This window comes from Mucilaginibacter sp. P4_G9, from assembly GCF_056400985.1.
Map to the genome: position 1 here is coordinate 1 of NZ_JBFUKF010000089.1, position 16483 is coordinate 16483.

The following is a 16483-nucleotide window of genomic DNA, read 5'->3' on the forward strand; positions in this document are numbered from 1 at the left end:
TAACATCGGGGCCCGTATTGGATAAACCCGGCGACCTTGCCGGCCTGCTTACCAACCTGGAAACAGGCGATATCCTTTTTATTGACGAGATTCACCGTTTAAGTCCACTGGTGGAAGAATACCTGTATTCGGCCATGGAAGATTTCAAGATAGATATTATGTTGGAGAGCGGCCCAAATGCCCGTTCGGTACAAATCTCGCTTAACCCATTCACATTGGTTGGAGCTACCACCCGCTCGGGCCTGCTTACAGCCCCGCTGCGAGCCAGGTTTGGTATTAATGCCCGTTTGGAGTATTATGATGCCAAATTGCTTACTACCATTGTGCTGCGGTCGTCATCTATTCTTAAAACCCCAATAACAGATGAGGGGGCTTATGAAATTGCCCGTCGCAGCCGTGGTACCCCACGTATTGCCAATGCCTTGTTACGCCGTACCCGGGATTTTGCCCAGATAAAAGGCGATGGCAATATTGACACCGCCATTGCCAAATATGCGCTTAACGCCCTTAATGTTGATGAACATGGGCTTGATGAAATGGACAACAAGATATTGACCACCATTATCGATAAATTCAAAGGTGGTCCGGTAGGCCTAAAAACCATTGCTACTGCCGTGGGCGAAGATGAGGGTACAATTGAAGAGGTATACGAACCTTTTTTAATACAGGAGGGCTTTTTAATGCGTACCGCCCGTGGCCGTGAGGCTACCGAGAGTGCTTATAAACATTTGGGGAAAATAAAACTGGGGGGCAATCCTTCGTTATTTTAATAAAACCAATATTACCATCAGCTATCTACTATACTACCATGAAAACAAAACTAAAACAAGGTCTTAAATTATTCTTCGTGCTGGCTTTTATAAGTTTCGCGGCAATAACTAAGGCACAAACAACAATACCTACCCCCACCTCGCCAATGGCGCCAACCAAACCAGAGGCATTACCGGCAGACACCGCAAAAAAACTCAGAAAGGACACCGTTACAATAAAAAAGGATACCGTCCCGGTGAGAAAAATAGCCACCGGGCCAAAGGTGGGCATCGCCGGGTTAAACCACGATCACATCCACCTGATATTAAACGAATACCGCAATGGTAATGTAAACATTGTAGGCATTGCCGAACCTGATAAAAAACTGTGGGCAAAGTTTGGCAAAATATACGGCGTACCCGATTCCTTATTTTTTGAAGACCTGAAAACCATGTGTGTGGCCCGTAAACCAGTTATTGTACTGGGTTACAACGCTGTTGCCAAACATGTTGATATTGTGGAAACCTGTGCCCCTATGGGTATTTCGGTAATGGTTGAAAAACCTTTGGCCGCCACGCTTGAACAGGCTAAACGTATGGAGTTTTTGGCACTTAAGTACTATATCAACCTGCTTACCAATTATGAAACTACCTGGTATCCATCGGTACAAAGCGCTTATAATACTATCAAAACCGACAGTGTGGGCATGATCCGCAAAATGGTGTTTCATGACGGACACCAGGGACCGCGGGAAATTGGCTGCAGCGAAGATTTTTTAAGCTGGCTTACAGATCCTTTGCTTAACGGCGCGGGTGCACTTAACGATTTTGGTTGTTACGGCGCCGATATGATGACCTGGCTAATGCAGGGGCAAAGGCCCATAGCGGTTACCGCGGTAGCCAAACACTACAAGCCATCAGTATATCCAAAGGTAGAAGATGATGCCACCATTATTGTAGAATATCCGAATGCCACAGGACTGATAGAAGCCTCCTGGAACTGGCCTTTCGGCATTAAAGACATGGAGGTATTTGGCGCTAAAGGATATATCCACACCTTTGATAAAGACAGCCTTGAAGTAAGGATCAATAATGACGTTCGCAGCTTTAAGGCTCCGGCATTGCCTTCGCCGGCCGATGCGCCGGTGCCCTATTTTACAGCGGCCCTTAAAAACCCCATCAAATCCCGTAATGATCGCTCCTCGTTAAGATATAACATGATTGTGATGCAGATACTGGATGCTGCCAAAAGATCTATCAGGGATGGTAAGCGGATAATTTTGTAAAAGAGCAAGATATTGGAATCAGGAGACAAAATGAGCAATGAGCCCCTTCGCCCTCCATGTAATATTTCACTGTTGCCCTTTGACTCCACTATATTTTGCTTCTATTAAAAAAAACAAAATAATTATCACCTTCCATATATTATATCCTAATTTCGCCGTTGTTGAATTAATTAAAAAAATATCATTTTACTATGATTAAACAAGCTTTTGTATGGTTAGCAGTATGTGCTTTGGGCACAATGTCTTGCCAGAGTAAACCTACCGATAAAACAGCAGGAACACCTGCTACAGGTACTGCAGCCGCAGCAACAGTTGCTGGCAAACCGGCGGATAAAGCCGCCATTATGGCCCGCAAACAGGTACCTGTTGTTTGTTACCACCAAATACGCGATTGGAAACCAACCGATTCAAAAAATGCCAAGGATTATATTGTACAGATAGCGGCCTTTAAAGAACATATTAAAATGCTGGCCGATAGTGGGTACCATACTATACTGCCCGATCAGCTATATGCTTATCTCACAACAGGAGCTCCCCTGCCCAAAAAACCTATTATGCTTACTTTTGATGATACAGATCTTGATCAGTTCACAATAGCTAACCCTACCCTAAAAAAATACGGTTTTAAAGCTGTTTATTTTGTGATGACGGTATCATTAGGCCGCCCGCATTACATGACACCTGATATGGTTAAAAAACTATCTGATGAGGGAAATGTAATTGCAAGCCATACCTGGGATCATCACAGGGTTGATAAATACTCGCATAATTCTGAACTGAAGATCATCGGAAAAAACGGCAAAATAACCACCAGGCCTGTTGACGACTGGGTTACTCAAATAGACAAGCCGACCAAAAAACTCGAAGAAATTACCGGTAAAAAAATAGAATATTTTGCCTACCCTTTTGGGATATGGAAAAAACCGGTTTTACCCGAGATTCAGAAAAAAGGCTTCAAAATAGCTTTCCAACTGGCTGATAAGCGCGACCCCGATTACCCTTTAATGACGGTGCGCCGGATATTGGATAGCGGATATTGGACAACCAAAACTTTCAGCAATAGCGTAAGAAATAGTTTCTAAAACCCGGCCTCTTAAGGGCTGATCAGTATATTTAAACGGCTTTTCTATGTTGAGAAAGGCCGTTTTTGTTTTTGTAATGAATCAATAAATATTTCAAATTCCAACATTTTGAAATTTATCTTTAGTAAATTTGTTTATGACCACGCTTACCGTAAATATTCAAAACGAAAAAGATCTGCCTGTTTTGCAAGAGATACTAAACAGGTTTGGTTTAAGTTATCATATTGATTCAGATAATGACCACACATTTTCTGAAGATGAAATAAAAGACTTACTCCAAACCAGGCAGGACTTTTTGGATGGAAAAACCACTGCCCGAAACTGGACAGACATAGAAGAAGATCTGAACCGTGCCTACAATTAAACTTCTAAAACGTGCCGAACTTGAGTTGATTGATGCTTGCGAATGGTACGAAAAACAGCAAAGAGGCCTTTCGGCAAATTTTAGAAGAGAAATTAAAATTATCATTCATTCTATTGATCTGAATCCTAAACTCTATGCAAAAAGGTATCAATCAGATCTACGTTTTGTACCGGTAAGAAAATTTCCATACATCATTGTTTACTGGTATGATGAGCAACTATCCACTATATTTATCACATCAATTTTTCATACCAAAAGAGATCCGGAACGTTTTGAAACCAAATAAATATGCTTAAATAAAAAAGGTCTCAGTATGAAACCTTTTTTATTTAAGCGATACGTTTTTCTCTTACTTCTTCTCCATCAAATACTTATCCAAAAACACAAGTATTTTATTGGCAGTTGTTACCAGGTTTTCTTTTTTCTGGAAACCGTGGCCTTCATTGGGGTAAGTAATATACTCAACCGGCACGCCGTTCTTTTTAACGCCATCTACAATTTCCTTGCTTTCTATAGGCAATACCCGTACATCATTCATCCCTTGAAAAACAATCAGTGGCTTATTGATGGTTTGGTAATGGAACAGCGGCGAGATCTTTTTAAGGTGTACACTATCGGCACTGTATGGATCGCCTAACTCATTATATAAAGCCTTACGCTCAGCTTCCCAATAAGGAGGGATACTTTTTAGCGTACGCATCCAATTGGCCACACCAAACAGGTCGACACCCACTTTAAACTCATTGGGGTGAAAGGCCAGTGCAGCCAATACCATGCACCCGCCATAGCTGCCACCCATAATGCCTATTTTTGCAGTATCAATATAGGCCTGTTGCTGCAGCCATTTTTTGCCCCAGATGCAATCTTTGAGGTCGCCATTGCTGTGGTCTTTGTTATCAAGTTTATAAAACGTTTTGCCGTAGCCGCTACTGCCCCGGTTATTTACCGCCAGCACAGCATAGCCATGATTTACCAGGAACTGAACCTGATTGCTAAAGCCGGTATTGCTTTGCCCGCCCGGGCCACCATGAATTAAAAGTATAGCAGGTACCGGGTGATCTTTGGTTGCATTTTTGGGTTTGTAGTAAATGGCAGGGATCTCCAATCCATCAAAAGATTTAAAGTGAACCACTTCAGCCGATACCAGGTCATCTGTACTTACTGCCGGGTTAAGCGTGCGTGTAATTGGCTTTAATTCCTTTTTTTCGAAATTATAAACATAAAGATTATTGGGACTAACGCTGCTGCCTACTGTAAGCATCATATTTTTTTCGCTGAGTGAAAAAGTCGCCGATTTTACTTCCCCATCCTTTACTTCCGGAAAATCCAGTTGTTTGCCGGTATTATTATCAAACAACAACACTTTAGTTTTGCCGTCTGCATTTACGTACACGGTATAATATTTTCCCAGGTCGCTAAGGTCCATCCCAACAACGTCCCAGTTGGTTGAATAAACTTTTAAGCTTGCACCAGTATTCAGGTTGTATTTTACCAGGTAACTAAACTCGTTGCCGTCGTTGGTAATGTAGTATAGGCTCGAATCGCCTTTGGTAAACGCCGCCGGATACCAGGTGGCTTCATTATCGTTGCTTATTTTCTTGACTGCTTTTGTTATCCTGTCGTAAATATAAAGCTCGTTTTTATCGGTAGTGATAGACTTGGTAAGGGCGATGTACCGCTCCGACTTTGAAACCGGACCGGGCGAATACCCGGCGTCGTTTTGATAAAGGAGTTCGGCCTTCCAGTTATTTACATCCAGCTTGTAAATGTCGTTGAATTTAGGATCGCGTTTATTACTGACAATGTACAGGAACTTTTTATCGGAACTCCATCCATTGGTACCATTCGCGGTATTGGGCCAGGGTGTAAGATCTTTCACCGCTGATCCATCGGCCTTTTGCAGGTAGATGTGGCTATTTTCGTTACCTCCCTGATCTGCACTGTATAAAAAGTTATTGGTACCCGGTGCATACCCTATTGAAAAGTATGAATCTTTCACAGAGTGCGTAAGTGGTTTTGAGGCGGTATCCGCAATGTTTATGGCGTATACATTAAATATCCCTGTGCTGTTATCATCAACCAGCACCTTCGTTTCGTCGGCATTAAAACCGGCCCCATTTATCGCTTTATTGTTATACAATTGCTCAATGGAGTATAATTTTACTGCGGGCTTATCGGGATTGCTGCACGCGCTAAATAAAATAGCCAGTGCAATTAAGGATAGGTATTTCATTTTAGGTTTAATTTTCAGCAAGTTATGCCAAAATATTTGAAAACCAAAAGGAACTTTACTCAATCCATAGTTTAAATAAGCAGCCTCAATATTTCATCTCGGAACAGGACATAAAAAAAACCCGCTATTCACATAACGGGCTAAAATATTAAAAAATCTCCCTTTCAAGGGGAGATTTAGAGGGGGCTATTAGTGAGCGTGATGACCATCCGGGCCATGCGCATGGCCGTGTGATAATTCTTCGGGTGTGGCCGGGCGTACATTAAGGATACTGCCTTTAAAGTGAAGCTCCTGGCCGGCCATAGGGTGGTTAAGGTCAACTATCACTGCATCTTCGGCAACAGATACTACCTGGGCCTGGAAACGGTTGCCATTGTTATCCTGCAAAGGTAAAATGCTGCCAATTTCAGGAACTTCAGTTCCCTGGAACATTTCCTTAGGCAGGTTGGCTACTGCTTCTTCATCATATTCGCCATAAGCATCTTCGGCCGACAGGCGAAATTCATAAGCATCTCCGGTTGATAGGGTGCTTAAATTTTCTTCAAATTTGGGCAGCATCTGGCCGGCACCAAACAAAAAGGTTAAAGGTTGTTCTTCTGTGGCACTTTCCGTTAAGGTTTCGGTACCATCCTGGTCAACATACAAATCGTAAGTTAATGACACTACGTGTTGTGGTTCAATCTTCATTGTAAAGTATTTTTATAAATAAGCAATCAGGCTTGCATTTGTTTTAATGCCTCGGCCGTGTTATTAGCAGGTAATCCGCAGGTTTTATCTTTACAAACAAATATTTGTGTTGATTTACCAAACTTATCCTGTAACAAAGGTAAACTTCCTTTTGTACCGCCCAAGATTATTTTATTAGGGAAGTATTTATTTTCAAGTTCCTTTCTTATAAGTTCAGCTTCGGGGCCGGTTACTGCAACTTCATATATACCAAACACTTCATCAAGCAATAACATAGTCCAGTTTGAATAAGCCGTACCATATTTTGCCAACTGTGGCATTATGTTGCGTAACAGCTGCGCCGAAACCGCTGCATAGTTTTCGTTATCAAAAAGCAGGCCTAATTTTTTAAGGTTGCGCGCCATAACCGAATTACTGGCCGGTGTAACACCATCCATAATCTCAGATTTGCGGGCTATCAGCTGCTCATCATCATCGGCCGTATAAAAGAAAATACCGTTCTGCTCATCGTAATAATGGGCAATAGCTATATCTGCAAGCGCTTTTGCATGCTGCAGCCAGTCTTCGTTGAAAGTAACCTCGTACAGGGCAATTAAACCGTCAATGATATTGGCATAATCATCTAAAAACGCCACCGGGACACCATTCACCGTAGTGCTGCCGTAAACCCGTGATAGCCTGCCATTTTGACCTAAAAGGTTATTTACAATAAAATCAGCGTTCTTTAAAGCAAGCTCCAGGTACCCAGGTTTATCCAGCGCCTGGTAGGCATCGCACAGCCCTTTCAGCATCAAACCGTTCCACGATGCCAATATCTTGTTATCAAGGCCGGGCCTGATGCGGTGCCTGCGGGCCTCAAAAACTTTTTTCCGGGATGCTTTTACTTTTGATAGCAAGTCATCAACCCCTAAGCCTAATTTTTCGGCCAATTGCTCATCAGTTTCCTTACGGAACAGCACGTTAGACTGTTCCTCTTCCCAGTTGCCGTCTTCGGTGATATGATAGTAAATACAAAACAGGTCGGCATCACCGCCCAGGATCTCTTCTATCTCTGTTTTAGTAAAAATGTAAAACTTACCTTCTACTCCTTCGCTATCAGCGTCAAGTGCCGAGTAAAAGCCAAGATCGGGCGAGGCAAGCTCTTTGGTAGCAAAATGAATGATCTCGTCAACCACCTGCGCATATAGTTCATCTGGTTGCCAGGTATAGGCTTCTGCATACAGGCTAATGAGCTGGGCATTATCATACAACATTTTTTCAAAGTGCGGTACATGCCACCTGCCATCAACCGAGTAACGGGCAAAACCGCCACCCACATGGTCATAAATACCCCCATAAGCCATTTTATGCAATGTGAGTTTTACCTGTTTGGCAATCTCCCCGTCCTCCATCAAGTGTGCATAACGCATCAGCAGTTGCCAGTTATTAGGCATTGGAAATTTGGGGGCATTGCCGGTACCGCCTTCCTGCTTATCAAAATAACGTTTCCAGTTATCGGCAATCAGCTTTAAATCTTCTTTGGTATAGTCGGGCTGTTCGGCTATAAACTGTATCGACTCATATTTCTGGATACCCTCAGTCAATCGTACAGCATATTCCTCGGCTTCTTCGGGTTTTTGCTTGAAGAAATCGGCCAGGTTAAACAACAGCGATGTCCAATCGTTTTTGCGAAAATAGGTACCCCCATAAATGGGTCTTTGATCGGGCAGGCAAATACAGTTTAACGGCCAGCCACCCCTGCCGCTCATTAGTTGTACGGCGCTCATATAAATCTGGTCTACGTCTGGACGCTCTTCCCTGTCTACCTTAATGCAAACAAAAAATTCGTTCATTACCGCGGCCACGGCTTCATCTTCAAAGCTTTCATGCTCCATTACATGGCACCAATGGCAGGCCGAGTAACCGATGCTTACCAATATCAGCTTGTTTTCGGCTTTGGCCTTATCCAGCGCCTCCCTACCCCAGGGGAACCAGTTCACGGGGTTATTGGCATGCTGTAATAAATAGGGCGATGTGGAATTTGCGAGACTGTTCATAGCTGTTGATATACTGCGTTATAAATGCAATGTGCAAATATAATTGTACCTGTAAGGTAAAGCGGGATTGATTGGAAAAGTTTTACGGGAGAGCGGTTAACTGAAAATCATTCCAATTTTACCGTATCCAAAAGTTGTGCTAAAGTGATCTCAGATTTTGGAAATTTTGCCAGCGCTTCCAGACGAAACTTCTCAATTATATCTGTAAAATTATCAGCATAATTTTTGCTCATATATCCGCCTTTATAATTCTTTATCCATTTAGTATCATCGGAAGATTTTAAACTTCCTACAACTTTAAACGACTTTTCAAGTGCACTGAAAAACAGTTCTTTGGTGTCCTTTTCGTAGATGATGCCTATAACATTTCCACAATAGATTGCCGTTTTCCATTGACTGCCTAACTTTTCCAATCCATATAAGTGGCTTTGTTCAAACAAATGTAATTCGGGTATTTCCTGCTCCTCAACATCAAGAAAGCAAAACTGTATTTCCCCTTTATTTTTGAAATGTTCCGACTCCTTAATATAAATACCACTATAATTACCCGCGCTATTTTTGTAAATCAAACAAGTTCCGGGTACATAAATAGACGGAAACTCGCGGGGCTGTTTTTTTATTAATCGGGCTTTGGGTTTTTCTACAGATATTTTGTTTAAAAACTTATCTAAATTTTTTTGTCTGTCCTTTAAAAACTGTTCGCTTGCATCAAGTTCGCGGCAAGCCTTCAAGTCCTCACCTGTTTCAATGATATCTTTTACAACTGCGTAAATCTCCGAAGTTAGCATCTTACACTCCCAACAACCCAAAGCAAGTCCAAACCAAACATTGGTTTTATCATAAATGATATTTTCTGCCTGTTCATCTAAAACCATCGCGGCAATTTCATCCACGTTTTCTCCCCAATTATAAAGATCGATAAACCTTTCATAAACCTCACAAGTGGTATCGTTTCCTAAAATAGTTGCACTCCAAGCTCCCATATATTATTATTGAATTTCAGTTTTCCGATAAAGATATAATAAAAACGGCTCAACAATAAGCGAACAAAATATGAACATCATCACTTTACAGCGTATTTAAAACCAGCCCATTACCAACTTCACAAATTATTTCCCTTTATTTGCGGTTTTTATTATTGACTGACAAAATGCGCTATTTAAAACTGATCAACATTTTATGCGTTGGCGGCTTGTTTGCTATCGCAGGCCCGGCATCGGCACAAACCGACTCCATTAAGTATAATCACCAGGAATCATTCGGCCCCATTACCTGGCCGGTTACCGGGCAGGGAACACGCTCAAACAGTGGCAAACCTTCGCCAACCTACTGGCAAAACCGTGCCGACTACCAGATCAAAGCCTGTCTTAACGAGGGCAAGGATACTACCATCACCGGTGAGGTTGCCATCACTTATACTAATAACAGCCCCGATCAATTAGACTACCTGTGGCTGCAATTGGATCAAAACTTATTTAAACCCGATTCGCGCGGAGCGGCAGTTACCCCGGTTACCGGCGACCGCTTTGATGTACGCGGCTTTAGCCGTGGCGGCTATCATATAGGTTCGGTTGAGGTTACTTACAAAGGTCAAACCTATAAAGTAACCCCGGTAATAACTGACGCCCGTATGCAGCTGCGCCTGAACGCGCCAATGGATGGTAAAGGCGAAAAGATAAACGTGAAGATCAATTATGATTTCGCAATTCCGTTTTATGGAGCCGACCGTATGGGTCGCAAAAAGTTTAAACAAGGCTACGTTTACGAAATTGCCCAATGGTACCCCCGCATGTGTGTTTATGACGATGTTGAAGGCTGGAACACCCTACCCTATATGGGCCTTGGTGAATTTTATTGCGAATACGGCGATTTTGATTACTACATAACCRCACCCGCCAATATGGTGGTGGTTGGTTCCGGCGATCTGCAAAACCCGGAGGAAGTACTATCGCCCGCGCAATTAGCCCGCATGGCCGAAGCTAAAAACAGCGATAAAACCGTAATGCTGATTAAACAGAACGAAGTTGGCAAAGCGGCAACCCGTCCGTTTAAAGGCTGCCTTACCTGGCATTATAAAATGCTGAACAGCCGCGATGTTGCTTTTGGCGCGTCAAATGCGTTCATCTGGGATGCGGCAATGGTTAATTTCCCATCGGGTCGTAAAGGTATTGCCATGTCGGCCTATCCGGTTGAAAGTGCTGGTGCTGATAGCTGGGGACGCTCAACCGAGTACCTGAAAAACAGTATGGAGATATACTCAAAAGCTTATTTTGAATACCCATGGAACTCTGCAGTAAATGTATCGGGCGTGGCTTTGGGCATGGAATATCCGGGAGCTATATTTTGCTTAAACAACCTAAAAAAAGGCCAGCTTTGGGGCGATGTGACACATGAGATAGGCCACAACTGGTTCCCGATGATAGTAGGATCAAACGAGCGCAAGTACATGTGGATGGATGAAGGTTTTAACACCTTTATTAATGAATATGCCAGCCAGCAATTCAATAAAGGCGAGTATAACGATACTACTAAAATGGCCCAGCGTATTTTGGGTATGTTTCGCCACAGCAACGACCCTTTGATGACAGCCCCCGAAGCTATTGGCTTGAATGATTACGGTCAGTATTATGTAAAAACCGCTTTAGGTATGGATATGCTGCGCAATGTAGTATTAGGTCCCGAGCGTTTTGATTATGCTTTCCATGAATATATTAAAAACTGGGCATTTAAACACCCATTACCTTACGACCTGTTCCGCGCCATGAACGATGCCAGCGGCGAAGACCTTAACTGGTTTTGGAAAGCATGGTTTACCACCACCTGGAAGCTTGACCAGGCAATTACCAACGTTAAATATGTAGATGATAAAGCAGACAAAGGCGCGCTGATCACCATCACCAATAACGAAAAAATGGCTATGCCCGTTGATCTGAAAATCACCCAGGCCAACGGAAAAACCGAAACCATACATTTACCTGTAAATGTATGGCAGCGCGGCGGTGTATGGACATTTAAATATCCATCAACTGTAACCATTAAATCCATAGTGATTGACCCTGAGCATGAGCTACCGGATGTTAATTTAAAAAACAACGTTTATTACGGGGAGTGATTTAGTCATTAGTCATTAGTCATTAGTCATTAGTGAAAATTTTAAATAGCGATGGGTGTTTTAGGCTCACCGCTATTTTTTTTGTTTATAATTCTCTTACAAGGCGAGATATAGGGTAATCATGAAAGCAGATATCACGGAGGTTGTAGCAATCTAAAGTTTCGCCCTTATTTTGCCCCGCTATTCAAATATCCCGCCAACGCATTAATCCTCCCGGCCACAACATCTATCTGCTGCTTAGCCTCATCCCAGCTACGTTGCTCTATAGCTTCGCGGATGCCGGGCAATGTTTTAACGCCGTAGCCTGTGTAAAAGCCTGGCGCGTAAATGGTATGCCTATACCAGCCGCGGCGTGGTAAGCCTTCGGCGGCAAGCAATTGCTGTTCGGCCTGGTAAAGGAGTTTGTTTAGTTTATCGTGGTCGCCATCTTTAAGCGCGGCGGCGGCCCAATAGGTGGCCAGTTTATCCGCGCTTTTCTTTAATGAATCCAGCGCGCCGGTTAATGGTTTAAAATCTATTTGTGGCACTTCGCTTTTAGCTGTCGGGGCCTTGTACAGGCGGGTTGGGTCGGCAGCGAGGGTATAGTTATTGGCTTTTATCAGCTGGTTATCTATTTTAGTGGCTTCGCGGGTATCGTCTGCCAGCTTGGTAAGTTCGGTGGCATATTTGCTGATGGTAGCCTGCAGGCTGCGGAAATCAAAGGGCAGCACATCGGCATCGGCCATCCGCAAAACCGAGTGACCGGCAGTTTGCGACAAGGCCACGCCATAAGCAAAATCAGGATCTTTAAAGCGTTTGTAATCATCAAACGAATCGTAAATTGAGTGGTATTCGCCACCGCCGTCTTCGCCGCCAAAACCAAAATCAAGCGTAGGGATGCCCAAATGTTGCAGGAACGACGAAAAATCAGACCCCGATCCCAACGCTTCCAGCTTCTCGCCCTTATACTCCAATATTTCCTTTTTATCACTGGTTGATTTGGCATTAACCAGTTTCATGGCCTTTTTACGATCGAACACACTTACTTTGGTTTGCGGGTCGGTTATGCCCCGGGTTACCTCATCAATAAAACTTTCTAAAGCCTGCGAACCGCCTGCACCTAAARACCCACGGCCATTACTGTCCGAGTTGATATAAACCACGGCCTTTTGCTGCAATTCTTTATCATGGTCTTCCGCAAACTCGGTAGAGCCCAACAAACCAGGTTCTTCGCCATCCCATGAGCAGTAAATAATGCTGCGTTTTGGTTTCCAACCGGTTTTTAGCAGGTCTCCAAGGGCTTTTGCTTCTTCAATCATAGCTGCTTGTCCGCTTATCGGGTCATTGGCGCCATTTACCCAGGCATCGTGGTGGTTGCCGCGCATCACCCATTCATTGGGATAGGTGGAGCCCTTAATTTTGGCTATCACGTCATAGGCCGGTACCATATCCCAGTTAAATTCCATTTTAAGGTGCACCAGGGCCTTTCCGCCACCAATATGGTAAGTTATAGGCAATGAACCGGCCCAGCCAGCCGGTACTACCGGGCCATCAAGCGCGGCCAGCAGTGGTTGAGCATCATGATAGCTGACAGGCAGTACAGGTATTTTCAATATCGTGGTGGCATCTTTCCTATCCAAACGTTTGGCATCTTTGGTAGCGCCCACACCCGGTGTAAGCGGATCGCCGGGATAGATCACCATATCCATTACCGAACCGCGCTGTACACCAAACTCATTTTTGTAAGCCCCCTTAGGGTACACATCCCCTGCAGAGTAACCATCATCAGCAGGATCTGAATAAATGATACAGCCTATAGCTCCGTGCTCATAGGCTACCTTGGGTTTTATACCCCGCCACGAGCGGCCATATTTAGCTATTACTATTTTACCTTTCACGTCAATACCCATGGCGGCCAGCTTTTCGTAATCGTCCGGCAGGCCATAGTTAACAAATACCAGCTGGCCGTTCACATCGCCATCGGCGCTCCAGGCATTATAGGTAGGCAGCTGATTGGGCTGGCCCGATGTGGCATCCTCCGTTAGCGCAGGCTCCTTAAGCGAAGCCGTGTAGCTTGTTGGCCCTGTAAGCTCCAGCACCCTTGTTTTAGGTGTAGGGAATAATACCGTGTACGTTTCAATATGCGCATCAAGCCCATAGCTTTTATACATGGCCAGTATTTTATCGGCAACAGCCTTGCTGCCCGGCGAACCCACATTATGCGGAAATGCCGAAAGTGTTTTAATGGTTTCGCCTATGCGTTGGGCACTCAGGGCTTCATCAAAGGTTTTTTCGGCAGCTATTTGTTTGGCCGACGATGCCGGTGTAAAGCCGATTAATGTTTTTTGCTGCGCGAAAGTTGCTGTTGATATTGCTAATAAGCCAAGGGTAAGGGTTTTCTTCATGACAAATGTTATAGTGATGTGTGTAAGATAGTAAATTTTGGTATGGGTGATATTTGATAGAATGTAAAAATGATGATGGGTTATTTCTTCCCTTTTATTAACACACGCGTTCAAATCAAATTTCTAAAATCCGAAATCTCAATTCCCAATTCTCCAAAATAACCTTAATTTCGCTTTTTCAAGAAAAGAGGAAAAGATTTTGGATTATTTACAGGGTTTAAACCCCGAACAAAGGGCAGCGGTAGAACAAACCGAAGGGCCGGTGATGATCATCGCCGGTGCGGGATCGGGCAAAACAAGGGTTATTACCTACAGGGTGGCCCACCTTATTCGTAAGGGTGTGGATTCATTTAACATACTGGTTTTAACATTTACCAACAAAGCCGCCCGCGAAATGCGCGAACGTATTACCCACGTGGTTGGCGGTGAAGCTAAAAACATCTGGATGGGTACCTTCCACTCGGTTTTTGCCAAGCTGCTGCGTGTGGAAGCCGAAAAAATTGGCTACCCCAGCAACTTTACCATTTATGATACCGACGATAGCAAGAGCGTACTAAGGGCAATTATAAAAGAATTGAACCTGGATGATAAGCTATACAATGTAAATTTTGTACTTAACCGCATATCGGCCTCAAAAAATAACCTGATATCATTTAGGGAATATAATAAAAATGAGCAGATCCAGGCCGACGATATGTCGACAGGGCGTGGACAGCTGGGTAAAATTTACGAGATGTATGCCACTCGCTGCTACCGTGCCGGCGCTATGGATTTTGATGATTTGCTTTACAAAACCAACGAGCTGCTTAAACTACACCCCGATGTACTGAACAAATACCAGCACAAGTTTAAATACCTGATGGTGGATGAGTACCAGGATACCAACTTTTCGCAATACCTTATTGTAAAAAAACTGGCCGCCGTTAACGAGAACCTATGTGTTGTAGGTGATGACGCACAAAGTATCTACGCCTTCCGGGGGGCCAATATCCAAAACATCCTCAACTTTGAAAAGGATTACCCGGATTTGAAAGTATTTAAGCTGGAGCAGAACTACCGGTCGACACAAAACATTGTGAATGTGGCCAACAGCATCATCAGCAATAATAAAGAGCAGCTTAAAAAGAATGTTTTCAGTGAGAAGGAAGCCGGTGATAAAATAAAGATAATGCGTGCCTTCAGTGACAACGAAGAAGGGAAAATGGTGGCCGAAGCCATTATGCAGGACAGGAGCCTGAAGGGTAAAAAATGGCATGATTTTGCTATCCTGTATCGTACCAACGCCCAGTCGCGCTCTATGGAGGAGGCCTTGCGTAAGCTGGGTATCCCTTATAAAATTTATGGTGGTTTGTCTTTTTACCAGCGTAAAGAGATTAAGGATCTGATAGGCTACTTTCGCCTTACATTTAACCCTAATGATGAGGAAGCGCTGAAACGCATCATCAATTACCCTAAAAGGGGAATTGGCGATACCACGGTTGACAAGATCATTGTAAGCGCCGATCATCATAAGGTTACCCCATGGGAGGTAATAGTTGATCCGGTTCAATATTTTGATGGTAAACCGTCTCCGTCTCTCAGCAACTTTGCCACCATGATCCAAAGTTTCCAGGTGCTGTCAAAAACAAAGTCGGCCTATGAATCGGCATTGTATATTGCCCAGCACTCGGGCTTACTTAAAGATCTTTACGAGGACAAATCTGTAGAAGGACTAAACCGCTACGAAAACATACAGGAGTTGCTGAATGGGATTAAGGAGTTTAGCGAGCGTGAAGACATTGAAGAAAAAGGCCTGGATATATTTATGCAGGATATTGCTTTGCTTACCAACGATGATAAAGACAAAAACCAGGATGCCGATACGGTATCACTCATGACCATTCACTCCAGCAAAGGATTGGAGTTTTCGCAGGTGCATGTTGTGGGCCTGGAAGAGAACCTGTTTCCATCGCAGATGTCGCTCAATTCGCGCAGCGACCTGGAAGAAGAACGCCGCCTGTTTTACGTAGCCGTTACCCGTGCCGAAAGTAAGCTCACTATAAGCTATGCTACTTCGCGCTTTAAATTTGGCACACTCATCAGCTGCGAGCCAAGCCGCTTCCTGGATGAGATAGATGCTAAATACCTTGAACTTRATTACAGCGCCAAAACAACAACTACCAGTAACAACCCATTTTTTGATGATGACCGTAAGGCATGGAGCGGTGGTAAACAAGCAGATGCTTTCTCGAAACCAAAACCGGCAACATCCGCGCCGGTAAAAACCACATCTATACTTGCAAAGGCGCATGTGGTATCGGCAAATTTTAAACCATCTGATACATCAAACCTGCAGGTAGGTATGGAAGTTGAGCACGAGCGCTTTGGCTTTGGCAAGGTACTTAGCTTAGAGGGTCACAAACCTGATATTAAGGCTACCATATTTTTTAAAGAAATAGGCCAAAAGCAATTGCTACTTAAATTTGCTAAATTGTATATAATCAACAATATGAACTAATAGTTAATCCACATTTCGTGGAACACTTTCCCCATTTTTACTTAAAATATGCC

The 16483-nt window shown here is 43.6% G+C and carries 12 protein-coding genes; 7 read left to right on the plus strand and 5 right to left on the minus strand.

The window, feature by feature from the left end; translation table 11 throughout:
- From ruvB to AC1DPZ_RS10335, 5 genes are all read left to right on the plus strand, one after another.
- Positions 1-770, plus strand: a 770-nt coding sequence (gene ruvB, locus AC1DPZ_RS10315) for a Holliday junction branch migration DNA helicase RuvB (protein ID WP_477402900.1), incomplete at its 5' end; no start/stop codon positions are given.
- 38 nt (positions 771-808) lie between these two features.
- Positions 809-2035: a Gfo/Idh/MocA family protein gene (locus AC1DPZ_RS10320; protein ID WP_477402902.1), complete on the plus strand. Its 1227-nt coding sequence runs from the start codon at positions 809-811 to the stop codon at positions 2033-2035.
- Positions 2036-2226: 191 nt separating this feature from the next.
- Positions 2227-3117 (plus strand): polysaccharide deacetylase family protein, encoded by an 891-nt coding sequence (locus tag AC1DPZ_RS10325; protein ID WP_477402904.1) that lies wholly within the window; start codon positions 2227-2229, stop codon positions 3115-3117.
- A 136-nt stretch (positions 3118-3253) separates the two neighbouring features.
- A complete protein-coding gene (locus AC1DPZ_RS10330; RefSeq protein WP_477402906.1) occupies positions 3254-3481 on the plus strand; it encodes a hypothetical protein in 228 nt (75 codons plus the stop codon).
- Positions 3468-3767 (plus strand): type II toxin-antitoxin system RelE/ParE family toxin, encoded by a 300-nt coding sequence (locus AC1DPZ_RS10335; protein ID WP_477402908.1) that lies wholly within the window; start codon positions 3468-3470, stop codon positions 3765-3767. The genes AC1DPZ_RS10330 and AC1DPZ_RS10335 overlap by 14 nt, the downstream gene beginning before the upstream one ends.
- 63 nt (positions 3768-3830) lie before the next feature.
- Here the strand turns inward: AC1DPZ_RS10335 and AC1DPZ_RS10340 are convergent, their stop codons facing one another.
- The 4 genes from AC1DPZ_RS10340 to AC1DPZ_RS10355 all read right to left on the minus strand — a co-directional run bounded on the left by AC1DPZ_RS10340 (position 3831) and on the right by AC1DPZ_RS10355 (position 9420).
- Entirely contained in the window at positions 3831-5714 is a 1884-nt protein-coding gene (locus tag AC1DPZ_RS10340; protein WP_477402910.1) for a S9 family peptidase, read from the minus strand.
- A 189-nt stretch (positions 5715-5903) separates the two neighbouring features.
- Entirely contained in the window at positions 5904-6401 is a 498-nt protein-coding gene (locus tag AC1DPZ_RS10345; RefSeq protein ID WP_477402912.1) for an FKBP-type peptidyl-prolyl cis-trans isomerase, read from the minus strand.
- A gap of 26 nt (positions 6402-6427) precedes the next feature.
- Positions 6428-8437, minus strand: a complete 2010-nt coding sequence (locus AC1DPZ_RS10350) for a thioredoxin domain-containing protein (RefSeq protein ID WP_477402914.1) — start codon at positions 8435-8437, stop codon at positions 6428-6430.
- Positions 8438-8544: 107 nt separating this feature from the next.
- Positions 8545-9420: a hypothetical protein gene (locus AC1DPZ_RS10355; protein ID WP_477402916.1), complete on the minus strand. Its 876-nt coding sequence runs from the start codon at positions 9418-9420 to the stop codon at positions 8545-8547.
- 167 nt (positions 9421-9587) lie between these two features.
- On the opposite strand from AC1DPZ_RS10355, the gene AC1DPZ_RS10360 reads away from it, so the two are divergent.
- On the plus strand, positions 9588-11549 hold the full coding sequence (locus tag AC1DPZ_RS10360; protein ID WP_477402918.1) for a M1 family metallopeptidase: 1962 nt from the start codon (positions 9588-9590) through the stop codon (positions 11547-11549).
- A 167-nt stretch (positions 11550-11716) separates the two neighbouring features.
- Here AC1DPZ_RS10360 and AC1DPZ_RS10365 read toward each other — a convergent pair whose 3' ends face one another.
- Positions 11717-13933: a transferrin receptor-like dimerization domain-containing protein gene (locus AC1DPZ_RS10365; protein ID WP_477402920.1), complete on the minus strand. Its 2217-nt coding sequence runs from the start codon at positions 13931-13933 to the stop codon at positions 11717-11719.
- A 199-nt stretch (positions 13934-14132) separates the two neighbouring features.
- On the opposite strand from AC1DPZ_RS10365, the gene AC1DPZ_RS10370 reads away from it, so the two are divergent.
- Complete coding sequence (locus AC1DPZ_RS10370) at positions 14133-16430, plus strand: ATP-dependent helicase (RefSeq protein WP_477402922.1); 2298 nt, start codon at positions 14133-14135, stop codon at positions 16428-16430.
- Positions 16431-16483: the final 53 nt, after the last annotated feature.